This is a genomic window from Acinetobacter sichuanensis (genome assembly GCF_003024515.2).
GTDB lineage: Bacteria > Pseudomonadota > Gammaproteobacteria > Pseudomonadales > Moraxellaceae > Acinetobacter > Acinetobacter sichuanensis.
Window position 1 is genome coordinate 19,673 of record NZ_PYIX02000017.1, and the last position, 24,030, is coordinate 43,702.

The 24,030-nt window shown below is 35.9% G+C and carries 24 protein-coding genes and 1 CRISPR repeat array (1 of these 25 running past the window's edge); of the genes, 16 read left to right on the top strand and 8 right to left on the bottom strand.

Features of this window, described 5'->3' with window-relative positions:
* Positions 1–111: a CRISPR direct-repeat array (repeat unit 37 nt; unit sequence GTCTTAATCCCTTATTAATCAGGGTATGTCTTCAGAC) (it extends 277 nt beyond the left edge of the window).
* Positions 112–289: 178 nt separating this feature from the next.
* Positions 290–1,528, bottom strand: a complete 1,239-nt coding sequence (locus C9E89_RS11225) for a PDDEXK family nuclease (protein ID WP_107008442.1) — start codon at positions 1,526–1,528, stop codon at positions 290–292.
* A gap of 99 nt (positions 1,529–1,627) precedes the next feature.
* Positions 1,628–4,477, bottom strand: a complete 2,850-nt coding sequence (locus C9E89_RS11230) for a hypothetical protein (protein ID WP_107008443.1) — start codon at positions 4,475–4,477, stop codon at positions 1,628–1,630.
* 1,095 nt (positions 4,478–5,572) lie between these two features.
* Here C9E89_RS11230 and cas2 (C9E89_RS11235) point away from each other — a divergent pair.
* The 16 genes from cas2 (C9E89_RS11235) to cas6 all read left to right on the top strand — a co-directional run bounded on the left by cas2 (C9E89_RS11235) (position 5,573) and on the right by cas6 (position 19,567).
* The gene (gene cas2 / locus C9E89_RS11235; RefSeq protein ID WP_107008444.1) at positions 5,573–5,851 is read left to right on the top strand and encodes a CRISPR-associated endonuclease Cas2; all 279 of its coding nucleotides are present in this window, start codon (positions 5,573–5,575) and stop codon (positions 5,849–5,851) included.
* Positions 5,852–5,878: 27 nt separating this feature from the next.
* Positions 5,879–6,820: a CRISPR-associated endonuclease Cas1 gene (gene cas1, locus C9E89_RS11240; protein ID WP_107008445.1), complete on the top strand. Its 942-nt coding sequence runs from the start codon at positions 5,879–5,881 to the stop codon at positions 6,818–6,820.
* A 3-nt stretch (positions 6,821–6,823) separates the two neighbouring features.
* Positions 6,824–7,117 (top strand): CRISPR-associated endonuclease Cas2, encoded by a 294-nt coding sequence (cas2, locus tag C9E89_RS11245; protein WP_107008446.1) that lies wholly within the window; start codon positions 6,824–6,826, stop codon positions 7,115–7,117.
* A 117-nt stretch (positions 7,118–7,234) separates the two neighbouring features.
* The gene (locus tag C9E89_RS11250; RefSeq protein ID WP_228199020.1) at positions 7,235–7,960 is read left to right on the top strand and encodes a hypothetical protein; all 726 of its coding nucleotides are present in this window, start codon (positions 7,235–7,237) and stop codon (positions 7,958–7,960) included.
* Entirely contained in the window at positions 7,950–8,369 is a 420-nt protein-coding gene (locus C9E89_RS11255; protein ID WP_107008447.1) for a hypothetical protein, read from the top strand. Before C9E89_RS11250 ends, C9E89_RS11255 begins: the two co-directional genes overlap by 11 nt.
* A 33-nt stretch (positions 8,370–8,402) precedes the next feature.
* Positions 8,403–8,945 (top strand): GreA/GreB family elongation factor, encoded by a 543-nt coding sequence (locus C9E89_RS11260; RefSeq protein ID WP_107008448.1) that lies wholly within the window; start codon positions 8,403–8,405, stop codon positions 8,943–8,945.
* Positions 8,946–8,947: 2 nt separating this feature from the next.
* Positions 8,948–9,577, top strand: coding sequence for a dTMP kinase (locus tag C9E89_RS11265; RefSeq protein ID WP_107008449.1), 630 nt, complete (start codon positions 8,948–8,950; stop codon positions 9,575–9,577).
* A 30-nt stretch (positions 9,578–9,607) separates the two neighbouring features.
* Entirely contained in the window at positions 9,608–10,735 is a 1,128-nt protein-coding gene (csm6, locus tag C9E89_RS11270; protein ID WP_213069638.1) for a CRISPR-associated ring nuclease Csm6, read from the top strand.
* A 22-nt stretch (positions 10,736–10,757) separates the two neighbouring features.
* Positions 10,758–11,882, top strand: coding sequence for a Card1-like endonuclease domain-containing protein (locus C9E89_RS11275; RefSeq protein WP_107008451.1), 1,125 nt, complete (start codon positions 10,758–10,760; stop codon positions 11,880–11,882).
* A 24-nt stretch (positions 11,883–11,906) separates the two neighbouring features.
* On the top strand, positions 11,907–13,133 hold the full coding sequence (gene cmr1, locus C9E89_RS11280; protein ID WP_107008452.1) for a type III-B CRISPR module RAMP protein Cmr1: 1,227 nt from the start codon (positions 11,907–11,909) through the stop codon (positions 13,131–13,133).
* A gap of 12 nt (positions 13,134–13,145) precedes the next feature.
* Complete coding sequence (gene cas10, locus C9E89_RS11285) at positions 13,146–14,954, top strand: type III-B CRISPR-associated protein Cas10/Cmr2 (protein ID WP_107008453.1); 1,809 nt, start codon at positions 13,146–13,148, stop codon at positions 14,952–14,954.
* Positions 14,955–16,133: a type III-B CRISPR module-associated Cmr3 family protein gene (locus tag C9E89_RS11290; RefSeq protein ID WP_107008454.1), complete on the top strand. Its 1,179-nt coding sequence runs from the start codon at positions 14,955–14,957 to the stop codon at positions 16,131–16,133. It begins immediately after the preceding gene.
* Between the two features lie 37 nt (positions 16,134–16,170).
* The gene (gene cmr4 / locus C9E89_RS11295) at positions 16,171–17,055 is read left to right on the top strand and encodes a type III-B CRISPR module RAMP protein Cmr4 (protein WP_107008455.1); all 885 of its coding nucleotides are present in this window, start codon (positions 16,171–16,173) and stop codon (positions 17,053–17,055) included.
* A 15-nt stretch (positions 17,056–17,070) separates the two neighbouring features.
* A complete protein-coding gene (gene cmr5, locus C9E89_RS11300) occupies positions 17,071–17,469 on the top strand; it encodes a type III-B CRISPR module-associated protein Cmr5 (protein ID WP_213069639.1) in 399 nt (132 codons plus the stop codon).
* Complete coding sequence (cmr6, locus tag C9E89_RS11305; RefSeq protein ID WP_107008457.1) at positions 17,462–18,580, top strand: type III-B CRISPR module RAMP protein Cmr6; 1,119 nt, start codon at positions 17,462–17,464, stop codon at positions 18,578–18,580. The genes cmr5 and cmr6 overlap by 8 nt, the downstream gene beginning before the upstream one ends.
* A gap of 66 nt (positions 18,581–18,646) precedes the next feature.
* Positions 18,647–19,567 carry a CRISPR system precrRNA processing endoribonuclease RAMP protein Cas6 gene (gene cas6 / locus C9E89_RS11310; protein ID WP_107008458.1) on the top strand — a complete coding sequence of 307 codons (921 nt, stop codon included), beginning with the start codon at positions 18,647–18,649 and terminating at the stop codon, positions 19,565–19,567.
* On the opposite strand, the gene C9E89_RS11315 is transcribed toward cas6, so the two are convergent.
* The 6 genes from C9E89_RS11315 to C9E89_RS11340 all read right to left on the bottom strand — a co-directional run bounded on the left by C9E89_RS11315 (position 19,564) and on the right by C9E89_RS11340 (position 24,016).
* The gene (locus C9E89_RS11315; protein WP_107008459.1) at positions 19,564–20,127 is read right to left on the bottom strand and encodes a hypothetical protein; all 564 of its coding nucleotides are present in this window, start codon (positions 20,125–20,127) and stop codon (positions 19,564–19,566) included. The genes cas6 and C9E89_RS11315 overlap by 4 nt on opposite strands.
* A gap of 18 nt (positions 20,128–20,145) precedes the next feature.
* Positions 20,146–20,640, bottom strand: a complete 495-nt coding sequence (locus tag C9E89_RS11320; protein WP_107008460.1) for a hypothetical protein — start codon at positions 20,638–20,640, stop codon at positions 20,146–20,148.
* A 49-nt stretch (positions 20,641–20,689) separates the two neighbouring features.
* On the bottom strand, positions 20,690–20,986 hold the full coding sequence (locus tag C9E89_RS11325; protein ID WP_107008461.1) for a hypothetical protein: 297 nt from the start codon (positions 20,984–20,986) through the stop codon (positions 20,690–20,692).
* A 300-nt stretch (positions 20,987–21,286) separates the two neighbouring features.
* Positions 21,287–22,156, bottom strand: coding sequence for a DUF7281 domain-containing protein (locus C9E89_RS11330; RefSeq protein WP_107008462.1), 870 nt, complete (start codon positions 22,154–22,156; stop codon positions 21,287–21,289).
* A gap of 4 nt (positions 22,157–22,160) precedes the next feature.
* Positions 22,161–23,387 (bottom strand): hypothetical protein, encoded by a 1,227-nt coding sequence (locus C9E89_RS11335; protein WP_228199021.1) that lies wholly within the window; start codon positions 23,385–23,387, stop codon positions 22,161–22,163.
* Entirely contained in the window at positions 23,387–24,016 is a 630-nt protein-coding gene (locus C9E89_RS11340) for a hypothetical protein (RefSeq protein ID WP_107008464.1), read from the bottom strand. Before C9E89_RS11340 ends, C9E89_RS11335 begins: the two co-directional genes overlap by 1 nt.
* Between the last annotated feature and the right edge of the window lie 14 nt (positions 24,017–24,030).

Genomic DNA, 24,030 nt, shown 5'->3' on the forward strand with positions numbered 1-24,030 from the left:
TATGTCTTAATCCCTTATTAATCAGGGTATGTCTTCAGACGTAAAAGCATCCGCGAATATTGAAAAAGATATAGGTCTTAATCCCTTATTAATCAGGGTATGTCTTCAGACTCTACCCTCATTTTTTCCTTTTGTAAAGCAATAACTTACACAGGTCAAATATTTCAAACTATGTATCAGTAAAGTTGCTGTATGTGAAGATGTTTCACAGTTTTTCTTATAAGAATATAAATCAATAGTTTGCATAAATTTCCCTCAAAAAGTGTCATTACATTGCTTAGGGTTTTGACTAGATTAAAACATCCAAATCTTCAGCTTTACTTATAACGATAATCCGAATCTGTTTACTTTGGCAATTATTTTCAAAAGCAAGCCATTGTTCAGTACTTTTACTGCGCTTAATACTATCAGAGACCACCAATACTTTGTTGACTTTACCCAGTTGGTCGCTTTGTGCAAGCAATTGCCCCTCAAACTCTTTTAAAGACTGTTGTTTGGAAATATCCGATTTTATTTCTAAAAAATGTAATTGATTGTTTTTAAGTAACAATATATCTGTTTCGTTGCCACTCGCTTGGGCAGATGAAATCTGTACCCCTTGACGTAGACGTTGTGGTGCAACCCCCTGCTGAATTAACCAATGATAAATCAATTGTTCAAACCAATCACCTGAAATCCATTTACGCCAATTTTGCATTTTTTTATACTGTATTGTAGGCAGCTCAACCCCCTGTTCGTCACAACGTAGAGTTGTTGCATTCTCATCAAGTTGATACAGTTGTTTAAAAAATTCATGCAGTCGAGTAGGGGTAGCATACTGAAAGTCTTGCCATGATTTAAATACAGTTTTTTGATTCGGTTTATCTACAAACCACAGTTGTTGTAAAACAGGTGTAATGGCAGTAAAAGGATGATCCGAATTTTCTTTTTGTGCTTCAAAACGCTGTAATGCTAAATCAATACTCTCTGGGCGCTGAAAAATAGGATTTGGTGTATGTGATTTGACCTGATCTGCATATAAACGTAGCGCATTTAAGAGATCAATTTCGCTATTGAGTGCAGTACGTTCAGAAAACACTAAATGGTTATTGGTCGGGTGTATATACAACTGTTCTACTTGTAGTTGTGCTTGTTGTGGTAAAAAAGGTTGATAATGGATTTTTTGCCAAGGATAAGCATATAACAATAGCGTAGACAATATTTTGGTGGCACCTGTCATATTCAAAACACAAAAATCTTGTGCTTGCCACTGTTGGGTATAAGGTTGAAACACATGTTCAATCCATTTGCTAATTTCTAAAGCTGATTCACCCGATAAAGGGTAATGATGATCTGAGGGAATTAAATGAATTTTACTGCTTAATGAGCTGTTTTCTAAGGTTTTTTGTAAGCGTTGTGCTGCCTTTTGCATACGTGTGGTGATAATCAAATGGATATGTTCAGGCTGAAACGATAAGCAGGCTTGGTACTCGGCAATATTATGTTCAGAAACTAAAATAACATAATGTTTTATCGGGGAGTGTGACATTAATTGCAATCTCGGGTAAAGAATCAATCATTAACTTGATGGGTTTTATTACTTTGCTGATCAGTAGCATAAAATAATAAAACCCGTTGTAGCTTATTTTTATTTGAAATTAAAAGGCAAACACGCAGTAATCGCATCAAGCCATTGCTGAGGTTGTTGTAAATCTGCTTGATATAAATATTGCCATGCCTGATGTGGTGCTTCAGGCAATAGTTCTAAAAGTTCTGCCTGTTGGTTTTCAAGCGTTGTACTAGAAATCAGATTTAAACGGTGAGCAACGGTTGCTATAATGAGCTTAATCCATCTTAAAGTCACATTCTGACTTTCTTCATTACCCTGTAATGCCCATTGCATCAGTTCAGTTGCACGGTCATCTTGTTGATCTTGATATAGTAACCATGCACGCCAAAAGTTAATCAGCATCCAAGGATGGCTGTCTTCAGTTTGCCAATCGGCATTTAGCGCCAAATATTGTTGGATTATATCATTGAGGTTTTGATCAAATACCATTGCACGAACTAAAACATGATGTTGAAAAGCGGCTTGTGTATTGCCTGCATATTTAACTACTACTTTATCAAGTAGTTGTTTAAAGTAATCGGTTAAAATGTGCTGCTCAGAAAAATGAGTATTTGCTTGCTCCATAGCATTAATTAGCTGATAAGTTTGAGTTTGTAATATGTTTTTAGCCGCCTGTTCACTGTCGGACAGTTTTCTAAACTCAGTAATTGCCTCATTAAAATAATATTCTGCTTCAGTATAGTTTTGGGTAAATGCAGCAATTTGCCCTTGGCTAGACAACCATTTGGCATAATTTAAGCGTCCCATGACTGCAATAGGTTGTTTGGCATGGTCTAAAAGTATTTTAGCTTGTGCAAATTCAAAGGTATTGGTAGCAGCAACCGCAATACGTAAATACAGTTGAGCAACCAATGGCGCATCTTCATCATGTAATTGCGCACCGAATGACAAAGCTTCACCGATCAAATCGGTATTCATACGCCCCATGTGATTGTCACTTGCGAGTTGTGCAGTGAGCCATTCTAAATGTAAATGTGGTGGAAATTTAGCTTGGTCAGGTTGATAATTTTTGAGCCAACCTAAGGTGTAGCTTAAAATATTTGGTTGATAATTTTTTTGCCCAAGTTGATCACTAACTTCTTGTAAATAACTTTTCCACAAGGCTTGGTTGTGTTGGCACATTTCCCCAATTTGGTTTAAAGCAGTATGTAATAAACTCTGTTCAGGCTCTTGGCTGACGGCACAAATGGCTTGATACCAATCTTGAGGTTTAAGCGGGATTTTATCGTTCAATGTACTATAAATACGTTCAATGACTGATTTATCAGACAACAAGAAACAATGCCCTTTAAATTTAGCTTTTGCTAAGCGTTTTTGTGCAGATGAACCACCCCAACAATGGGCTAAGGCATCGACATAGCCATTATAGGGATGCTCAGATTTAGCAATAATTTTAAGGGTGAGTTTTAAATCTTTATAGCGTGCTTCATCCAAACTTTCGAGCTGCGCACTGATTAATTGTTGTAGTGGCAGCAAATCAATCGCATTGGTAAAAATGCCACGTTCTTCAATCAAAATATTAACGGTATTTATATGATCATTACTTAATGGTAATAAACGTAATACCAATTTAATTAACGCTTCAATATTACTCAACCAACGTGGAGAGCGGTAAGCCAAATCATCTTTGGCTGAAATACCAATCACTCCCACAGGATGGTTCAAAATAGTTTGAATCACATGGTCTAAAACTTGACTATCTTTTTCTTCAGTGGCATGGAATTTTTCAGAAAGTGCAGGAAGTGTAACACCTTGTGGAATTGCTAAAGCCACATAACGCCCTAAGTTTTTATCTGCATGATTTAGATGCTGGATATTTTCATGTGCTGTACCCGTTTCATCAATCAAAATATCCCATGTGCTACTAGGGCTTAGGTGTCTTAAACTGTTGGGGTGTGCTTGATGTTTATTGATGGTTGGGGAAATTACTAGACTATGATTTGTATAGGTTTTTTGTTTTTGCTTGTTACGCCAATTTTGTTTATTTTCAAATTGTAGATTTAAATGCTTATGAATAGCAGTGGCAGTATTGCTTGCTAAAACCTCATCAAACCATATTTGAAAATCTTGTTGATTTAAAGCTTTAAAGTTTTTATTCAATTCATCTGTTAATTGCTTTGCGCGAATGCCTTGTTTACGTTTAACTTCTGCTCGTTTGACTAAATCTTTACTTATAAGGCTGCGCTGGGCGATCTCTTGCATCAATTCATCAACTTTATTTTGATTGTCTTTTTGGTCTAATCCCCATGCACAATGTTTAAAAATTTCATGGAGTAAACGTTGGTCACTGTCTTGTGCATATTTAGCATGAGAGGCTTGAATGGTTTTAATAGGATGCAAGGCAAGATCAGTTTCTGCTACATCATCGAATTGGTCTAAAGCCTCAGAAGAGGGTTCAATAATTGATTCTGTTAAAAGCTCTTGCGAAGCATTTTGTGTAGAGGCAAGAGTAGCGTTTAAATCTGCATCTGAGTTGAGTTGTAGAGTTTCTTTAAGATCAGAGTCTTGTGCTGTTGGGATCTGTGAGTCACTTTGGTCATCTATTTGAGCAATGTTATGATCAGTAATATAGTAGTGTTCCTGCGTATGAAGATCTAACCAATAGGGTACATCTTTTTCAGTTTGGTATATTAAAAATTGCGCTTTGGGATATAACATAAATGCAGAAGATAACAACAAGCTTGGACTTGTAGCATCAAAGATGATGTGTTGTGGTTGTATATTGAGTTGTGTGAGGTGTTGTTTAGTTTCAATCAAATTTTGAGGATTTAAACTTTTATCTAAGTGGTATGCCTGTGAAGCATTTAAAAAGTCAGGTAATTGATGTTCTAAGTCTGTAAGTTTTAAAAAGATAGAAGGTGCGTTCACAATGAGTCCAAATGTGTATTATTTTATTTATATATAACATGGTTTTATGCAAAAAATATTTATAAATTTGAGAAAAATTTAAATTGGCTAAAATTTACTTGCTGATCTTTATACAAAATAAAATGATCGGTATTTTGCAGAGATATTCAGCACGACTATAACAGCATAGAACAATGATGTTCTGTTAAACAGGCGTAAAAATTCTGTATGTAACGTCTGGATCAATATGTCAATGAACCATGACCAATATGATTTTCCCTTAGTTGTACTCAAAAGCTCAGGGTATGTCTTCAGACTTACTCAAAGAGTGAGATAACTATGAAACAAAGTCTTAATCCCTTATTAGTCAGGGGAAGTAAAAAATCACGTCACAACAGATGCTCTACTCAGGCATAGCCTTCGTCTTGCGCAACGGAAAAACGTTGTTTTTCTAGTCGTTGCTCATCCCTTATCTTGCGCTTACTTCGGAATATATTCCTCAGAAAAGCTCAGGGTATGTCAAATCATAGCACGTTACATCAAATGCTCTACTCAGGCATAGCCTTCGTCTTGCGCAACGGAAAAACGTTGTTTTTCTGATCGTTGCTCATCCCTTATCTTGCGCCTACTTCGAAACATGTTTCTCAGAAAGGCTCAGGGTATGTCTTCAGACATCTATTTACGAGCGTGGTGGATTGTCAAATCTGTCTTAATCCCTTATTAATCAGGGTATGTCTTCAGACTGAATATAAACATGATACAAAATTATTTAATACGTCTTAATCCCTTATTAATCAGGGTATGTCTTCAGACTCAATGCGGGTTATATCTATAATGGTATAAAACGGTCTTAATCCCTTATTAATCAGGGTATGTCTTCAGACTCTACCCTCATTTTTTCCTTTTGTAAAGCAATAACTTACACAGGTCAAATATTTCAAATTATGTATCAGCAAAGTTGCTGTATGTGTAAATATTTCACAGTTTTTCTTATAAGTATATAAATCAATAGATTGATTAAATTTCAACAAAAAATAGCGTTCGTAAGCTTGTGAAATGATTTCTTTTGTAAAAGAAGCGTTATGGTCATTTAAAAGGTTAATTTGAGTAAAAAACATGCAAAGCTATCTCGGTATGTATGATGTGAGTTGCCCAAAACTACGCTCATCAATTTTTAGAATTCTTTCAGCCTATGGTATTCATCGACAAAAATCTGTATTTGAATGCCGTCTTGAACTTGACCAAAAACAACAATTAATCCAACAGTTGGCTGTGCTCAGTCATGACCAATCTAGACGAATTTTAATGATCAAAATTTTTCCAAATCATCCACAATCTGTGCTATTTGGCTCTGCAAAACGTATGCCCAGTAGTGACTGTTTATATATAGGCTAATGAGAAAAACTAAAAAGGATTTGACTGATGCAAACATTATATATTGATCGTAGAGATACACAACTTGAAGTCGACCGTGAGCGGATTTTAGTACATAGTTCACATTTACCTCGCCCTTTGTCTATTGCTTTTGCTTATTTATCTTCCATTGTGATTAGTGCCAAAACGCATTTGACCAGTCATGTTTTATTGGCATGTTCTAGTCGAGGAATTCCTGTGATTATTTTAGATCCTCGTTCGTGTGAGCAGCATGCCCAATATATTCCACCATCAAGTGGCATCGTACACCGCAAAATAAAGCAGTTTGAAATTTTAGATCAAGATGAAAGACGTTTAGGCTATGCCAAACAATTGGTGTATTCACATACGGTTCAGCAATTTAAGTTGATTCATTTTTGGCAAAAGCAAAATTTGTTAGATGAGCAAAATGCAGAACAATTCAAAATCAGAATTAAAAATATGATTCAAATGTTAAATGCATGTAATAGCATGGAGCAATTAAGAGGTTTAGAAGGTGCTTCAGCAAAAGTGATTTTTGCAAGTATTACTCTAATCGCACCTGAGTGGTGTAAGTTTCGAGGTCGCAACAGACGTCCACCTTTAGACCCGATCAATGTGCTGTTATCACTGAGTTATAGTTTGATCTATGCTGAATGTACACGGGCATTAACAGCACATGCCATAGATCCAATGCTTGGCTTTTATCATGAGCCAGTGCATGGTCGTTACTCTTTGGCATGTGATTTAACTGAACGTATTCGCACTGATATTGAAAAATGGGTCTTATATCTATTTTTATCGGAACAATTGATGCCACAACATTTTAGTTCATCTTCGCAATATCCATGTGTATTGAATAAAGAAGGACGCGCTATTTTCTATCCTTTGTGGGAACGTAAATTCAAAATTTGGAAAAAATATTTACGCTTAAATGCACAACTTTGGGCAAAAACAATTGATCAGGCTTAAGCAATGTCAGCAAAATTACATCATTGGATTTGTAGTTATGATATTCGACATCCCAAACGGCTAAAAAAAATCCATCAAGTCTTATCCATGTTGGGTATTGCGATTAATTACTCAGTCTTTTATTTGTGTTTGAATGAGCAACAATATTTAAAACTGTGTCAAAACTTACAACGCCTCATTCATATTGATGATGATATACGTCTGTATCGTTGTGCATCTTTGCAAACCGCGACAATAGTCGGCTGTATTGCACCAATGGGCATTTATCTGATGAATGCTCAGGGGCAGTTATTTTAAAAATAAAATGAAGGCGTTCTAAAAAAACTCAAGTTTCATCATAAGCTTACGAAATCTGATCAAAAACAAAATTCATTATTAAATAGCTTCACCACACAACAACAGGTGAAGCAAATAATGAAAAGTATAGCTCAAACACTATTAGCACAATACCAAGCTCAACTTGATCAGTATTTTGCTGTTCATTCAGATGCTTCATCTGCACTTTCTACTTGGTTATCTGCACATTTTTCTCAAGTGCAATTAATTGAACTATTAACGGCTATTTTAGCAGATCAAGCGACCTTGCAAGCAGTGAGTGCTCGTTCATATCAGCATGGTAATGGTTTCTTAAAAGTGGTGTTGTTGGATCGTGGTTATAAGTTGCGCTTACATATTTGGTTTGCAGGTCAAGCATGTGAAGAAAATATCCATGACCATCGTTGGAGTTTTTCATCGTTAATTTTAACGGGCGCACTCACCAGTGAAATCTGGAAAGATCAAGCGCAAGGTCAACCGTTCCAAGAGTATGAATATCATGCTGCTACTCAGACACAAGCGCCTTTTAAAAAGGATGTAGGGGTACAGACTTTAGCACTTGACCATGTGCAAGTGAATACAGCAGGTGAAAGCTATGTCATGCCTAAAGGTAAATTACATCGCATTATAAATCCAGGTCATCAAGTCGTTGCAACCATGATGTGCAGCGCACCGACAGAGCAAGGCACAACACGCCTCATCCCTATACATGATGGCATAGATCCCAACATTCAACCGCCAAAAATTTCGACACAGCAGTTGTCTGCGTCACTACAACAATTTATTCACCATTTACAACAAGAGGAATATGCACATGCTGCATAAACATTTGCTATCTAATTTACACCAGATAGGACGTATTGTTCCTGTTCATCCAATTCAGATGAATCAGCGAATTGATGATGAAATTGTGAGTTTAAATCGTCTTCAACAACGTAATCCTTGTTATCTCAATCAATATGATCAACTTTTTCGTCTGATCACTGTTTGGCTATTAACACAAGGCTATGACTTAACAAATTATCAACCCCATCAGGTTTTGAAGGCAGTGTGTTTGTTGAACTGTCCAGATTGGGATATCGAAAAAGTCATTGAACAGCGCCATTTACTAAAAAAACAAAAAGTTTCATCAGAAGAGATAGATGCAAAAAGTGTATTGGAACTTCAGCATTGCCTACATTTTTTTAAAACTATTTTGCAAGCTTACGTTTCGTTATCTAGCGCAAGTAAATAGGCAAAATATACAACAAGCCATTAAGGAATAGACATGAATACAAATATTGAAGCAATGAACAATGTGTGGATGACTCAAGTGGGTTATGAAAATTTATTAGCAAAAATTGCTGAAAAAGAAAAGGAATATGATCAAGTGCGAGATCATCGACAAGTTGCATTTGAACTGTCGGGAGATGGTTGGCATGACAATCCTGAGTTTAATCGTATGCAACAATTGGAAGCAAACTTGAATCATACCTTAAAAATGTTAACAGATCGCTTAGAGTCTTTGAAAATTATAGAAATTTCGGATTTAAACCGTAATACACAACAAGTTGAAATTGGCAGTATTGTTCATTTACGTCGTTACGATTTAGCTGATGACTCAGAGCAAGAAGAAGTCTGGGAAATTCGTGGTTTTGATGAAACTGATTTAAACCAAAAACATTTGGCATATAACGCACCATTGGCAGAAAAAGTCATGCATTTACATGTCGGTGATATAGCGGAAGAAGTTCAAATCGGATCACGTCACTTTGACATAGAAGTTGTCAAACTATTTTCAAGTCGTCAACAAGCTGGTCTAGGAGGATAAGTATGTATATTGCGATTGAAGGTACTAAAGGTGTTGGAAAATCAACACTATTAGAGCAATTGAAATTAAAGCTCGTTCAAGATGGTATAGGCTTTTCCACTTTTAGCCCAACGAAAGCAATGCCAACACATATTTGGTGGGAACAGGCATATCAGCAATATGCTAATGATGATGGCTTTATCAGTGATTTATATACAGCGCGAGCAAATTATCATGCTCAACACACGAATTTCTCATCTTCATTTATATTAGGAGATCGTAGCATGTTGACAAGTTTTGTGACGCGTTGGCCAGATCAGCCTACAGAGATCCAGAAGTATATTCATCATGTGCAAAAGAAAGAGCATTGTGTACCCATACCAGATTTTGTGATCTATCTCGACTTACCTATAGAAGTCACTTTACATCGCTTGGCAAATCGAAAGCGTCAATATGGTTTATATGATGAGCAAATTGAGCGCTTAATACAGGCAAAATTTGCATATGAGCAATTTTTTAAACTTAAAAATGAACTAGGTTTTGAAAATTTGAGCTATCAATATGTCGATGCTGAGCAAAGTCCAGAAGATTTAGTTCTAGAAATTTATACTTTAGTACAAACTAAACTAGATAAAAGTATGATTCTTCAATAATATAAATTAACTTTAGAGAGCTTTATAATAATGTCAAAAAATATTTTACTTTTAGTTACGGGAATGACACCGCAGATTATCACAGAAACGGTGTGGGCTTTGGCTTGCGATCCCCAAAATGATGATCAATGGGTTCCTGATGAAATTCATGTGTTAAGTACCCAAGATGGTTTGACTCAAATTAAATCGCGTTTATTTGCAGATGGTATTTTTAAAAAATTTAAAACAGATTATCAGCAATTACAAAATATGCAATTTGATGAATCATCTTTACATGTGATTTGTAATGAAAATCAGCAAGTATTGACAGATTTAAAAACACCAGAAGATAACGAATTTGCTGCCAATGCAATCTGTGAAAAAATCCGTGAGTTTACAGAAAATGAAAACGTGTGTTTACATGTTTCTATTGCAGGTGGACGTAAAACCATGGGATTTTATGCAGGTTATGCACTGTCATTGTATGGACGTGCGCAAGATCGTATGTCACATGTATTGGTAGAGGAAAAGTTTGAAACAGCACGAGATTTTTTCTATCCCACACCTCAGAGTACATATGTGACAGATCGTTCAGGTAAAGAATGGGATACTAAACAGGCACAAGTTTGGTTGGCTCAAATTCCATTTGTACGTTTAAAAGATGCAGTAAAAGAAAAACATCAATTAAAAGGCGATGATAGTTTTAGCCAGGTTGTACATAAAATTAATGAGTCATTTAATGATGTGAAATTGGTCATCGATTTATCGGGCCATCAAGTTAAGGTAAATGAAAAATTTATTATTGATGATTTAGCACCACGTGAATTTGCAATGTTACATTGGTTTGCAGATTTACGTCAAAAAGGTCTACAAGGCATTATTGCACCTAAAGTTGATGCAAATAGTAAAAAAGCATCTAATGAAGATGCAACTTATCTACAAAAACTTACAACAGAGTTTGGTGCATATTATGAGGAATTGAAAAATAAAAATGCTGATTTAGTTGTAGATAAAAAGTTTTTTGAAAGTGTAAAGTCACATCTAAAAACAGCTTTGGAAACGGCTTTAGGTTTGGAGTTGGCTGAAAAAATTGCAATTAAACAAGAGGGACGTGGTCAACCATTTTATTTGGATTTGTTATCTGAAAATATCCAAATTATTGATAATTTTAAAATTTAATACATTATTTTGAGAGTAAAAAATGAAAATAGTTTTTTGTATGGCATCTAAACAGATCGCTGCCAATCTTCAACCGTTGCAATCGGCAATTATTCGCCCTGATTTGGTTCTAGTGGGTACAACAGAAAGTTTTCGCCAAGAAGGAAATCACCTTTTTCAAGAAATCAAATCTACTGGATTATTAGCTAAACAGATAGACATTCTTGATGAAACAAGTATTAAGCAATTATCTCAGCAATTTGAAAAAATTGTTGAGGAATATTTTGAGTCAGAAATTATTGTAAATTTGACAGGTGGTACGAAGCTTATGGCTTTGGCGGCTTTTCAAATATTTGCAGGGTATGGTTATCGCTGTTTTTACCAGGAATATTCAACGGGTGAAATTATTTGGTTAGATGATGAAACAAGAATTTCAGATCATCAACAAAATATGAAATTAGAGCGCTATTTAAAAGCTTATCAATTTAATGTTGAAAAAAAACAACGTTTATCAGAAGTTCCAGATAATTATTTAGAGTATGTTGCACTAATTACAGATTATTTGAATAAAAATTATGAGAAAAATATCTCATTCATAAGTAAATTAAATGCGCATGCCTCTGAGAAAAAATTAGCAAAAGAGGATTTAGCAAAAATTAAATTTGATTATGAGGAAGAAGCATTTCTAGAGCATTTAATGAAAGAAACACAAATGTTCAAATTAAAGAACCATACATTAGTTTTTGATCATGTTGATGATCAACGCTTTGTAGCAGGTGCTTGGTTTGAAGTTGTGGCAGCACAAGCATTAAAAAATGTAGATAAAATTCGTGATTTATATCTTAGTGTGGAAATTGCTAAAAGTACGCAACGTAGTACAGCAAAAACATATCAAGAACTTGATGTTATGGCGATGTTATTGCAAAAGCTGATTTTAATTGAATGTAAAACTGTTAATTGGGAAAACAAAAAGACTTCTGCATCAGATGCAATTTATAAATTATCTGCGCTAGGACAAATTGGTGGTTTAAATACATTAGCATGTTTTATTTCACTTTATGATTTACCAGCTTCAGCAAAAACACGTGCTGCTGAAAACAATGTGCATGTCATTTGTGGGAAAAATATTTTACAAATGACACAACAATTAAAGAAATGGTTGAATTAATAAAAATAAAATAAGGAGGATGGAATGGCTATACGAAAACCAAATCAGAATATACCTGATATCGATGATATTTATGCTATTAAATGGCACTCAATGTCTTGTGAATTGGTCACACCTTTATACGGTGGAGGGGTTAAATCATCTGTTGTAGATTTAAGTATGCCAATCCGTGTGAGTAGTATTCGAGGACAATTACGCTTTTGGTGGAGATTACTTGCAAAACATAAAAAAGATGAAAACTGGGATTTTAAAGGGGATTTAAAAAGTATCCAAAATGCTGAATTTGCATTGTGGGGAGGGCAAGGTGATGACGATGGTGGCCGAGCAAGTCAGGTCTTTTTGAAAGTTTCAGATGTACCTAAAGAAGCAGTGCTTAAAAATTATTTAAAACTATACGATGATTTACGTTTGCAATATGTGCTTTTTCCTGCTGCCAATGAAACTGACCCTGAGCTAAAACCGCATAAACTACTTGATATTAAAGGTATCATTTGGACGCTATCTTTTGCTTTTTCACATCAGTTAGAAAAAGATGAAGTACGTAAACAACAAGTGATTGAAACCTTACAGTGGTGGGCAAACTTTGGTGGGATTGGATTCCGTACTCGTAAAGGTATGGGGGCTATCCATGTATCAGCTTGTCAAGATTATCCACAAATTACCCATGTATTAACGAAAGATGATGTGAAACAGGCGAATTGTCAATTAGTTCAACGACAAGCAACTTCTGATTCCTTACAAGCACTTCGTACCGCGATTGAAAAACTATCGGCATTTAGACAAGCGCCAAATATGGGTCGTAATATTGGAAATCAACCAAATCGACCGGGTCGGAGCCGTTGGCCAGAACCGGATGCAATGCGTCGTATCGTTGGCCGTGGTTATGATGCTAATCATCAGCCAGAGCATCCTGCAGGCAATATTTTTCCAAGAGCTCTATTTGGTCTGCCTGTGCTTTTACATTTTCCAAAAGAAAAAGTGTTAAACACAACGGTTGAGCCAACACAAGGTGAACGACTTGCAAGTCCTCTTATTTTACGCCCACAATTTAGTGCGGAAAAAAACCAGGTTAAGCAATGGGCTCCAATAGCTTTATTATTGCCACATCAACATATTTTGGATATGCAAGTGACCGTGAATCGTCAGCAATACTCAATATGGCAACAAAGAGCAGCAGAAAAAATAAGACCTGTAAATGAAAATGGTGCAGAAAACCCATTACAAGCTTTTTTAAAATATTTTGTACAATAAAGGATTGAAAATATGACACAACAATATGTTGCCATACTCTCAGTAGGGCCAGTACAAACCTTTATTGCTGCAGCACGTCGCAGTCGTGATTTATGGAGTGGTTCATGGTTACTTTCAGAATTAGCCAAAGCCTGTGCTGCATCATTACATGATCAAGGCGCTGAACTAATTTTCCCAAATATTAGTAATCTTGAGTATCTACAGGAAAATTCTGATTTTTCTGTAGGCAATAAGATTCAGGTTGTTTTAACTGTAAAGCATAAAGATGAGTTGAAAAATATTATTCAACAGGCGAAAGATGCAACTGTTGCACGTTTTAAACGTGAAGCAACGAATGCAAAAGAAGCTTTAAAATCGGATCAAGATTTACGTTTAGATGTTTGGAAACAACAATTAGACGACTATGTTGAAGTACAAACAGCATGGGCTTTGATTGATCCAAATTTAACTGTGGATGAAGCCTATACCAAAGCAACTGCCTTAGCTGCAAATGCATTGGCTGCACGTAAAGCGACACGAGATTTTAAAGCCTCACAAATCAATCCTTATATTGCTACTCACATGTTACCTAAATCATCTTTAGATGGTACACGGGAAACTGTGGTGCAAGAAGATAAGAAACTACGTAACTTAACCCGGGTAAAACTTTCTTTAGCAACTTCAGAGCAACTAGACTGTGCGGGTGTGGTGAAACGTTTAGGTTTTGAAAAGCAAGTAGAACAATTCACACCATATACTCGTGTTGCTGCAGATGCTTGGGTAGAGCAAGCCAAGCAACATCCAAAGTTTGCAAATGTGATTGCGAGCTATGAAAAATTGGTTGAATTAGGTATAGCAACACGTGTACGTGGTAATCAGGGTATTTATAAAAACTTTGCCTTTGATGCTCAATATTTGTATGACTACCGTTTAGAAGCTGCGATTAAAGAATATGCCTTTGAATCTGAAATTGCACAAGCATTGAGTGAGTTACGCCAATCTTTACGACCTTTATGGTCTGAATATAAACAGCCATATAGTTATGGTGTGCTTTTACTTGCCGATGGTGACCGCATGGGTGAGTTGCTAGATCAAGCGAAAAACAAAGCAGAGCATAAAGCGATTACAGAAGCCTTATCACAGTTTGCAGGCAGTGTTCCAGCCTTGATGAGAAAATACCAAGGGCAATGTATTTATTCAGGAGGGGATGATGTTTTAGGCTTTGTGCCATTACATCAAGCCTATGCCTGTTCTAAAGATTTAAGTGAATCTTTTGCTGAAGCTTTAAAGCAAATCGCAACGCAGTTGGGGGTAGATAAAAAACCAACACTATCTGTAGGTTTAGCTGTATGTCATGTAAATACACCTTTAAGTGTGATTCGAGAACTTGCAGCAAAAGCTGAAAAACATGCAAAAGGTGATCATTGTCCAATTGATGAACGTCGTAATAGCTTGGCTGTTTTATTATCAGTCCGTTCAGGTACAGATACCTATTTACGCTTGCCTTGGAATGATCAAGATGCACACCAATCCTTTAAACAATGGGTTAATTTATACGTAGATAAGCAAATTCCAACACGAATAGCTTATGACACACGTAGCATAGATTTAAGTACGAAGTTAATTAGTTCTGATCAAATTTTACTAAAAAAAATTCGTACAGCCGAAATGGTACGGATGTTGAAAAAAACGCGTTTAGCTACAGGTGGTAAAGTGCCTGAAGATACAATTACAGCATTAAAGGGGCGTGCAGAAAAAATTAATTTAGGCAAACTTTCAGATGAATTAATTGTGGCACGTTGGTTTGCAGCAAAATTGCAAAAAGATTTAGGGAAAGAATAAATGACGATCAATCATAGTTACTTAATTGAGTCACTTGCACCTTTGGTTTTTCGCTCAGGTAAACCCTTTGGTTCGCAAGCATCAGCACAAGATGTGATTTTTCCTTTACCTTCTGCTGCTGCAGGTTTAGTTCGTGCACTAGGTATTGGACAAAAACAACTCGACTTTACCGAAGTGCGTGTAACAGATGTACAAAATGAAGCTTATCAAAAGGTATTAGCTGTACCTGTAAAAGGCCCTTTTTTGGTTCGCTATAATCAGTATAAGCAATTTGATATTTTGGTAACAAAACCAGCCAATGCACTTTATTTTGAAAATAAAGAAACCAGCGAAACCGAACTAGTAAGATTAGCACCACAAGCTTTTGATGAGCATGTTGGCTCAGATTTACCAATGGGATTATTACCTGTACAAATGCAGACGCAACTGAAAGGTAAACCAAAAAGTGGGGTTGCTTATTGGACTTTACAGCACCTTTTAGCTTGGCAACAAGGAAAAACGTTACGTTTTGCTGATGTACAAGCAGAAGGTCTTGCCCAGTTACCGATTGATATTCGTACCCATGTAGCGATTGACTCTCATACACAAGCTAATATCGCAAGCAAACTTTTCCAAACTGCGAGTCTAGATTTAGATCATCGCCGAAAAGATGAAGGTGGTTGGTCTGATGAACGTTATGGCTTTCTTATACAAAGTGAACTTAGTTTAAATACTGACTTGGCAACGTTTGGTGGAGAACGTCGTCTTTCACGTTTTCAAGAAATAGATCTACAAAATGTACAGCAGGTTTCGCAAGCATTAGTGGATGAAATTAATCAAGCCAAAGCCTTGAGTTTAAACTTTTTAAGTCCTGCTATTTTTTCGCAAGGCTATTTGCCTGAATGGATCAATGCAGAAAGCTTAGAAGGGACATTGCCGCAAACATCTATTCGAGTGAAATTAAAATCAGTTGCAATTGATCGTTGGTTACCTGTTTCTGGTTGGGATTCATTGTTGTGGAAACCAAAAGCCATGCGGAAAGCAGTCGGAGCTGGTTCAGTATATTGGTTTGAATTATTAGATGAAATGGATTTGAGCAGTTTACAAATTTTAAGCACATATAGTTTTTCAGATCATGAGCAAGATCAACGAGATGGTTTTGGGGTTGCCATCATCTCAGCATGGTCTCATCAAGCGTAATACATATTCATTTTTTAGAAAAATTTAGGATTTAAAAATGCAAGCACATATTTATCATTTACAAAATTTATCAGCATTACATGTAGGAACAGGTCAAGGGGTTGGTGTTGTTGATTTACCCATTGCGCGTTCTAAAGCAACTAATTTACCTATCGTGCCAGGTTCAGGTTTAAAAGGTGTTTTACGTGATGAATTACAATCACAACAGCAATTAAATAAAGAACAAATTAAAGCATTGTTTGGTCCAGATAATGCCAATGAAGATAGCCATGCAGGTGCTATTGCTTTTGGTGATGCAAATTTATTGTTATTACCGATCCGTTCATTCTCAGGTACTATTGCTTATGCAACCTGTCCTTATATTTTACGCCAATACCAACGTGATTTAGGTTTAAGCCTGAAAATTCCACAGCTTGATAAAGAGCAAGCAGGTGTTGTAGAAGGTAGTGTACTTTTTATTGGTCGTACTTCTGAAATTGCCTTAGAAGACTTAGATATTCAGGCTAATCATAATGAAAATATTCAGCAATGGGCAAATGTGATTACACAAAATCTTTATCCTGAAGGTGTCGCGCAAGCAGAAGAGTGGCGTAAAGAAGTGAATAAGCGCTTTGTTATTCTGCCTGACGATTTATTTTCATTCTTAGCTGATACTGCAACTGAAGTCCGTATTCGTATTCGTATTGATCGTGATACTCGTATTGTAAAAGAAGGTGCTTTATGGTCAGAAGAAAATTTACCTGCTGAAACAGTGCTTTGGGGGGTATTAGGTGTTGCAGATGCACGTGATCGCTCAGGTTTAAAAGCTGCGGACTTAAGTGCTTTATTGCCACAAGAAGAATTGAATATTCAAATTGGTGGTAAACATACGGTTGGTCGTGGTTTATGCCGTTTACTCATTACACAACCGCAAGCACAATAAGGTAGGTCATTCATTATGCAAATTCGTACCCATAAATACGCTGAATTGGCTTATCCTTTAATCGAAGATATTCAAACTAAAAAATTGCCAGAAGCTGCAAAGGATTCAAAGTTTGAAGCCAAATACCGTACATTAGCTTTAAACTTTCCAACCATGATTATGCAATCTGGGCTTGCTCAAGCCATTGGATTTTTAATGGCAAAAGACAAAGATGAGCATCGTCAATTGTTAAAGCATATCTCTACATTATTGGACTATAAAAATATTGATGAGTTTCATAAAGCAATTCGAGAATCTAATATTACACAATACCAGTTACTTACACGTAAATCTTTAGATGCAACCTCATGGCTTAAACGCTATACCCAAGCATTATTAGAGAAAGAAAAGAGTAAGGAGACTAGTCATGGTTAGATTGATTCGAGATAGCCTTGCCCCTTTAGTTCCAAAAGCAACGGATGGCCATGCAGGTTTATTAATGCAACGTGGCTTACAAGTGTGGGAAAGCTCAGAAAAAAAAGATAAGCATGATTTAATTGATCTCATTACATCAATTGAAGCATCTGATTTGTATTTGTTAGCGTTTAATCGTTGGCTAAAACACACATATACAGATGTAGAAAAAAATCCTAATTTTTCTTCTACAGTTGCACAAGTGGATGGGCGTTTATTTACAGGTCTATCTACAGGTGGCACTTTAGAAACAGGTGCAACCACACATCATACTTATGGTATGCCCATGCTTGCAGGTTCTGCAGTGAAAGGGGCAGTACGTGCTTATGCCGAGAGCATTTTTTTATTAAAAGATGCTGAAGGTAAAGTGAGTATAGATGAAAAGGGCAAAACGCAAATTAATCCTGCCATGAAGGATATTTTAAATATTCTATTTGGTACAGATGAAGATGCACCCCAACAAAATGCAGGTTATTTAATTTGGCATGATGCTTGGTGGGTTCCATTTGCGAATAGTTCAAAACAAAGCCCCTTTGTATCTGAAATTGTAACGGTTCATCATCAGAAATATTATGCTGGACAGTTAGATGAAGCACTTGATATGGAATCTCCGATTCCGAATCAACAGATCGCAATACAAGGACATTTTTACTTTACCATTGAAGGTGAACTACAATGGGTGAAATTTGCTAAAGATCTATTTGAAAATATGTTACAGCAAATGGGTATGGGGGCTAAAGGAACATCAGGGTATGGCTATTTTAAACCTGCTGATAAACAAATTATAAATCAGATCAATGATTTTATTAAAAGTAGTAAAAAAGAGGCCCAACCCGAATACAAAAACTTGCTTGACGATCTTAGAGAAAAAGTCAATAAATCACCAAAAGGTGGTGGATTAGGAGGAAACCCTTTAGGGCAGGATTTGCGGAAAATGATCGAATTATCGCAAGATTGGCCAGTAGAATCCTATACAGAGCTACGTAAGGTTGCTGAAATAATTTATGCACATATAGGGGCTGATCGTAGTAAAAAAGGTGCAGCAAAAGATTTATGGAAAACTTTACCTTAAAAGCAAACGCTGTATATTTTTCACTTTTATAGCACTACATTAATTTGTGGTGCTTAGGGTTTTTATATGTCTAACTTCCCAATCTCCCGCTACACAATAAAATTTCAGGCATTAGAAAATATTCAATTGCCAAAATATGCAGGTTCTACTTTACGTGGTGCATTTGGTCATGCTTTAAAAAGTATGGCGTGTTTAACAGCGTCCCGTAATAAAGGAACTTGTTGTTGTGAACCTGCTGAGCGCTGCTTATATCGCCAATTATTTGATCCACCCAAAAAAAAACTCGATTATCAAAATCGTGTGCAAGATATTGCACCACCATTTGTGATAGAGGCTTATGCTTTACCTGAACAAATTGCCAAAGGAGCAGTTGCTACATTTCATATTGTTTTGATAGGCAATTTTGCTCATCAACAACAAATGATGATTCAACTCGCTTGGCAACGTGCATTAGCAGAAGGCATTGGACAAAATCTTTCAAAAGGCGGTGAACAATCTAAACTCATCTCTTTTGGTTTATGTGATCAACCCAAACCGAATATTCAGACTGCAACTACTATTCGTTTGCATTTATTTACCCATGCACGTTTACAATATAGGGGGAATTTTGTTGATGTAGAACATTTTAGTCCATTTCATTTTTTGCATGCTCTTGTACGTCGTTATTTATTTTTAATCGAAACGTATAGTGATGTTACATTGAACCAAGAAGATATCGCTCAACTCTATGATGAGATTGCTAAAATCAAGGGATATCATCAATTAGAATGGATAAATTGGTCACGTTATTCAAGTCGCCAAAAGCAAAAAATGAACTTAGATGGTTTAATGGGCAGCATTACCCTAGAAAACCTAAGTCCACGTTTATATTATTATTTATATTTAGGTCAATGGCTGCATGTAGGAAAAGGCTGTGTATTTGGTTTAGGTCAATATACTTTGCAAGATATTCAAGCTAAAACAAAGTTTGAGAAAATCAGCGCCTAAACTTGGCGCTGTTGCAAACGTGCATACCATTCACGACCTGCTTGACCTGTATGGTGGCGAATGTACTGCTTGAGCTGAGCCGTGGCTTCATTAAGCATCTTTATCTCCTGATAATAAGCATTTTTTTGTTGTTTATATCCCTCAATTGCCCGTTTCAGTTCATGATGAATATCATATTGTTGTTGTAAAATTTGATGTGTTGCTTCACGGTCTGTCCCATTTTGTAGTTGGCGTTGTTGCTTTAATAGCATAATTTGCTCGCCTGAAATGTTAAGCTGATTGTACAGTTGATCAATTACATGTTTTGCAGATGCATATAAATCATAGGCTTGATTCGCAGTTTGTACCGAAGCATAGTGCATTTCAATATATTGACGATATTCTTGATACGCTGCGCTACGTACCATAGCAGCTTGAATATTGGCGCGTTGTTGCGCAGTTTCTTGGCGTAATTGGCTTTCTTTACGTTGAAAGCGAGCATGTTGGTTACGTGTTTCATTACCTAATAAAGCAAGTACAACACCACCGATAATGACTGCACCCAAAGCAATATGTAGCATAATCTTGATGTCCTAAATTTAGTTAATATCTTTAAATGATTGATCACGATGAGAAAGATTCAGCCCAAATTGTTGATGGGCATCAATGAGCTGTGACTGTAAACGGGCAGACTCTTCACGATTGAGATTCATTTGTTTGATGAGTTCTTGCCACATGCTTTGTAATTGCTTTTTACTTTCTAAATCATTGGTTTGTCCTATTTGCTGTAAAATAAGCATACATTGTTGCTGTGCATCTTGTTCACGCTGTACATATTGAGTGAGCAATTGTGCATTTTGTTGCATGGTGGTATGAAAAGCGTTCGATAAGCTTTCCATGCAATACATGTTTTGTTTGAGCTGATTTTCAATTTGATGATGTGCAATTTTAGCTTGCTCATGCATTTGAATACGTTGTAGTTCTAATTCAGCCAAGGTACGTTTATAGTGGGTAATTTCTTTTACCATATTGGTGGCTGCTGTTAAGGCTTCTCCAAGTGCGATGCTAGATGTGTGCGGTACTAATGGATGCATAAGATGTGTCCTATTTAAATGCGAATCTAAGAAGAATAAAACTGATGAATTAAATATGTTTAAGTAAGCGAAAATCACGATTACGAAATAACGTGAGCACTTTGCCATCTAAGGTTGTGACTAAATGAAAACCATTCATTTCCTTTAAAGCTGGACAAAGATGGAAAAATTTTTTAATTTCTTTATTGCCAATGCTGTAATAAATGGCATTGTTTTGATATTGTTTACGGCCAAAACGGAAAAGATGAGCAATTTGTTGGCTTTTAATACCACGTTGCATACGACGTTTATAGGCATGTATACTTAAGCCTAAAGCGATGTCATCAAAATTTAGATAGCATGTCATACCAATCTTCCTGTCTGTGGGCGTATAGACAGGATAACGGCAAATAAAAAGATTGATGTAAAATGTAAGCTTGTGAACATAGCTAAATTTAATTATAAAATTTTCTATTTATTCAATCACTATAACGTATAAATTTTTTCTATCATTACTAGCAAGTACAAATTTTGGACTGCCTAAAGCATTAAGCTTGTTAAGGAAATAAACATGATGCTTGCAATTTCTACCATTTAAACCCTGAAACGGTAACTATGTATTTTGATGCTGTAATCAAAGCAAGATAATGTAAAATCGTTGTTCACTTCAAAAAATAGCAATACAAGTCAATAGTCCAAGACGATTAACATTCTCTTGCATCACAGCAAGTCTATTTTCTTTTATATAATGCGCTATTTTCTTTAAAGCCTCTGGTGTTTCTTCTGATGTTAAAAGAGCAGACCCATATTGTAATTGGTCATTAAACTTCAATACATTATTGTCTGGGTGTTTTTCCTCTAGGCTTTGCCAACACGCAGGAGCCATTAAATACACTGGTCTAATTGAATTGAAATTCTTGACGATGTTTAAACCATATAAGTCAAAATCTGCATATACAGCAACTAAACAATCATCTGGTAAAGCTTCTATAAGTTGGTTGACCATTTTTGTGTGTTTAGCATGTCCTCGATAAAGAATGAGACTATTTTGCCATTGTATAGGTATTTGTTTGAACCAATCATGCAACTTCACAAGCATGGTTCCATTCTCAACAATAATCAGCCTCTTGATTTGTTCTATCACAAGATTTTCTATGCTTACAGCAGTAGTAACACCATGATGTGCTATATGCATATCGCCTGTTTTGAGAGGAAGCTTTGTACCTGTCGATGCAAACCAAAGCTGATTGCCAAATACATTGCTATTACCTGATTTTTCATCTATTCGGTGATCTGCCAATGAGATTCGATCTGCATGAGCTGAATACTCAATCTCAGGTTTAGTTTTAACATGGTTGCTATATAAAATACGTAGCATCTCTAAATCGCTATCAGAGAGATGTAACTCACCTTTAATGATTTTACCTAATTGCATTTCAATATTTAGTTTTTGCCATGTTTTATTTAGCTTTACAATTTTCAATTTAAGTTGTAAAACAGGCTGAATGATTGAAAGCTCTCGTTGACCTAAGCGCATGGATCTACCTGTTTTTATTTAATTTACGACGAAACACAATATCAGAAATATAAAAGTTTCCTGTATATCTGGCATCATTTTCACCCACAAGATCAATGTCTAAAATATCTGAATGGTTCATTTCAAATTCGTACATCAAACGGCTAACCCAATATTCAAATTCACATTGTGGATCCAAACGAGTAAATGCTTTTTGAGCCGAAATTTCATTGATTGCAGGGCTACCGAATGCATCAAAGAAAAAATATGCTGCCTTATCCAAAGCAGATAACTCTTTTTCAATAGATTTAGTGGTTTTTTCTACAGGTGGACGTTTTTCTTCAATTTCATCTGCTATTTTTTTGATACGTTTTGAGTTGGCTCCCTGAGCAATCAAGGACAAGTCTATATTCATTTCATCGACATAAATATTTGCACGAGCAACCAGTTTCACTCGTGGCACACGACGAAAGCTCTCAGGTGCATGTTTGAAATCAATATTAAGATCAAGATTACGGTTATTGGCAAAATGCCTATGAAATGCATCAATTAGGTTAATTCGTTCTTGGGTTCTTAAATCCCTTTTCCAATCAAATAGCTGTTTATCCAAGCGATGATGGCTATGGTTCATTTCTTCAATAGCTTCAAAAACGCTTTGTTTAAGACGCTTTGAAATAATGCCGTGTAAATCAGCATCACCGACAGCAAATTCATCCATGATATTTGGAGATAAGCGTTCTAAAGCTGAAATTAATGTTTTCGCTGTCTTTAAACTTTGTTCAGCCTTACGCATCTTCATATCAAAATTGTTAAACATAGACAGATATTCAAAACATTGATCAGCAAAGTTCGTCATGTTTTCACTAATTGTATTTGCAAGTTCAATAATCAAATCACTGACTTCACCTTTTAAAATATCAGCGCTCAACTGATCTTCAATTTTAGATAAAGTGTAGTCTTTACCTACAGTCTTAATTTGTTCCACCAAGCCGTCAATATCAGGCACACTGATGTTTCGTTTTTTCCTGTTTTTGTAAAAATTGACAAACTCAATGGCAAAATTTTTAAGATGTAGTGTGTTTCTTTCTGCATCCAAACTGCCTAGATCGACAGAGAGGAGGTCATTGATCATGGTTTTATTTTGCTCATTGACCAGTATAGAGGCATTTGTGAACATGATTGCTTCTGTAATTGCATCAATATAGTGATAGAAAATTTTTGCACCACGTTCAGCAGGGTTTACAAAATCCATTATATTAATACACCTTGTTCTAGATCATCTATTTGGGATGTATCAATTGCATTGTGTTCAGCAATGTATTGAAGCTCCTCATAAAAGATAGACCAACGTGATGTAGCAAGATATTCAGTTCCAACCACGCCTACGGGTACAAGGTATTCACGTTGTACCAAGAATTGTAATACACCATTGATTTGATCTTTTACGGTACTGGCAGTTTTACCAATTTTAGCCGATAGCTCCTTTAAACCTTTTTGAACGTGTTTAGATTTTTCTACTTCAACCAGAATTTCACCAGAGGTTATTCGGTCTCCACCAATTAATGGCTCATTACGACCACCAGCCTTACGAAATAAACGCAGCCAATCAATGAAAGGCTCCAGTTTCATCACATTTTCCTCAAGCTGTTTGGTGATAACTTTTTTAATATGAAGATCATGAATATCTAGATAAACTAAGAAATAACCACCGCCACAAGGCGTTTGAATACACTTTTTACCTAAAAACTCAATATGATTGTTTAGTTCTTTCAAATAACTGGTATTGTTCAGAAATTCATAATTTTCAAAATCATTCCATTGATCAATCAAATAACCTTCGAGTAATTTGTTTGCAATTATCATTAAACGCTTATTTATCATCTCAAATTCCTTTA

Coding starts and splice junctions, on each gene's coding strand:
- C9E89_RS11225 (WP_107008442.1), bottom strand. CDS start 1,528: ATGTCACACTCCCCGATAAAACATTATGTTATTTTAGTTTCTGAACAT.
- cas2 (WP_107008444.1), top strand. CDS start 5,573: ATGCAAAGCTATCTCGGTATGTATGATGTGAGTTGCCCAAAACTACGC.
- cas1 (WP_107008445.1), top strand. CDS start 5,879: ATGCAAACATTATATATTGATCGTAGAGATACACAACTTGAAGTCGAC.
- cas2 (WP_107008446.1), top strand. CDS start 6,824: ATGTCAGCAAAATTACATCATTGGATTTGTAGTTATGATATTCGACAT.
- C9E89_RS11250 (WP_228199020.1), top strand. CDS start 7,235: ATGAAAAGTATAGCTCAAACACTATTAGCACAATACCAAGCTCAACTT.
- C9E89_RS11255 (WP_107008447.1), top strand. CDS start 7,950: ATGCTGCATAAACATTTGCTATCTAATTTACACCAGATAGGACGTATT.
- C9E89_RS11260 (WP_107008448.1), top strand. CDS start 8,403: ATGAATACAAATATTGAAGCAATGAACAATGTGTGGATGACTCAAGTG.
- C9E89_RS11265 (WP_107008449.1), top strand. CDS start 8,948: ATGTATATTGCGATTGAAGGTACTAAAGGTGTTGGAAAATCAACACTA.
- csm6 (WP_213069638.1), top strand. CDS start 9,608: ATGTCAAAAAATATTTTACTTTTAGTTACGGGAATGACACCGCAGATT.
- C9E89_RS11275 (WP_107008451.1), top strand. CDS start 10,758: ATGAAAATAGTTTTTTGTATGGCATCTAAACAGATCGCTGCCAATCTT.
- cmr1 (WP_107008452.1), top strand. CDS start 11,907: ATGGCTATACGAAAACCAAATCAGAATATACCTGATATCGATGATATT.
- cas10 (WP_107008453.1), top strand. CDS start 13,146: ATGACACAACAATATGTTGCCATACTCTCAGTAGGGCCAGTACAAACC.
- C9E89_RS11290 (WP_107008454.1), top strand. CDS start 14,955: ATGACGATCAATCATAGTTACTTAATTGAGTCACTTGCACCTTTGGTT.
- cmr4 (WP_107008455.1), top strand. CDS start 16,171: ATGCAAGCACATATTTATCATTTACAAAATTTATCAGCATTACATGTA.
- cmr5 (WP_213069639.1), top strand. CDS start 17,071: ATGCAAATTCGTACCCATAAATACGCTGAATTGGCTTATCCTTTAATC.
- cmr6 (WP_107008457.1), top strand. CDS start 17,462: ATGGTTAGATTGATTCGAGATAGCCTTGCCCCTTTAGTTCCAAAAGCA.
- cas6 (WP_107008458.1), top strand. CDS start 18,647: ATGTCTAACTTCCCAATCTCCCGCTACACAATAAAATTTCAGGCATTA.
- C9E89_RS11315 (WP_107008459.1), bottom strand. CDS start 20,127: ATGCTACATATTGCTTTGGGTGCAGTCATTATCGGTGGTGTTGTACTT.
- C9E89_RS11320 (WP_107008460.1), bottom strand. CDS start 20,640: ATGCATCCATTAGTACCGCACACATCTAGCATCGCACTTGGAGAAGCC.
- C9E89_RS11325 (WP_107008461.1), bottom strand. CDS start 20,986: ATGACATGCTATCTAAATTTTGATGACATCGCTTTAGGCTTAAGTATA.
- C9E89_RS11330 (WP_107008462.1), bottom strand. CDS start 22,156: ATGCGCTTAGGTCAACGAGAGCTTTCAATCATTCAGCCTGTTTTACAA.
- C9E89_RS11335 (WP_228199021.1), bottom strand. CDS start 23,387: ATGGATTTTGTAAACCCTGCTGAACGTGGTGCAAAAATTTTCTATCAC.
- C9E89_RS11340 (WP_107008464.1), bottom strand. CDS start 24,016: ATGATAAATAAGCGTTTAATGATAATTGCAAACAAATTACTCGAAGGT.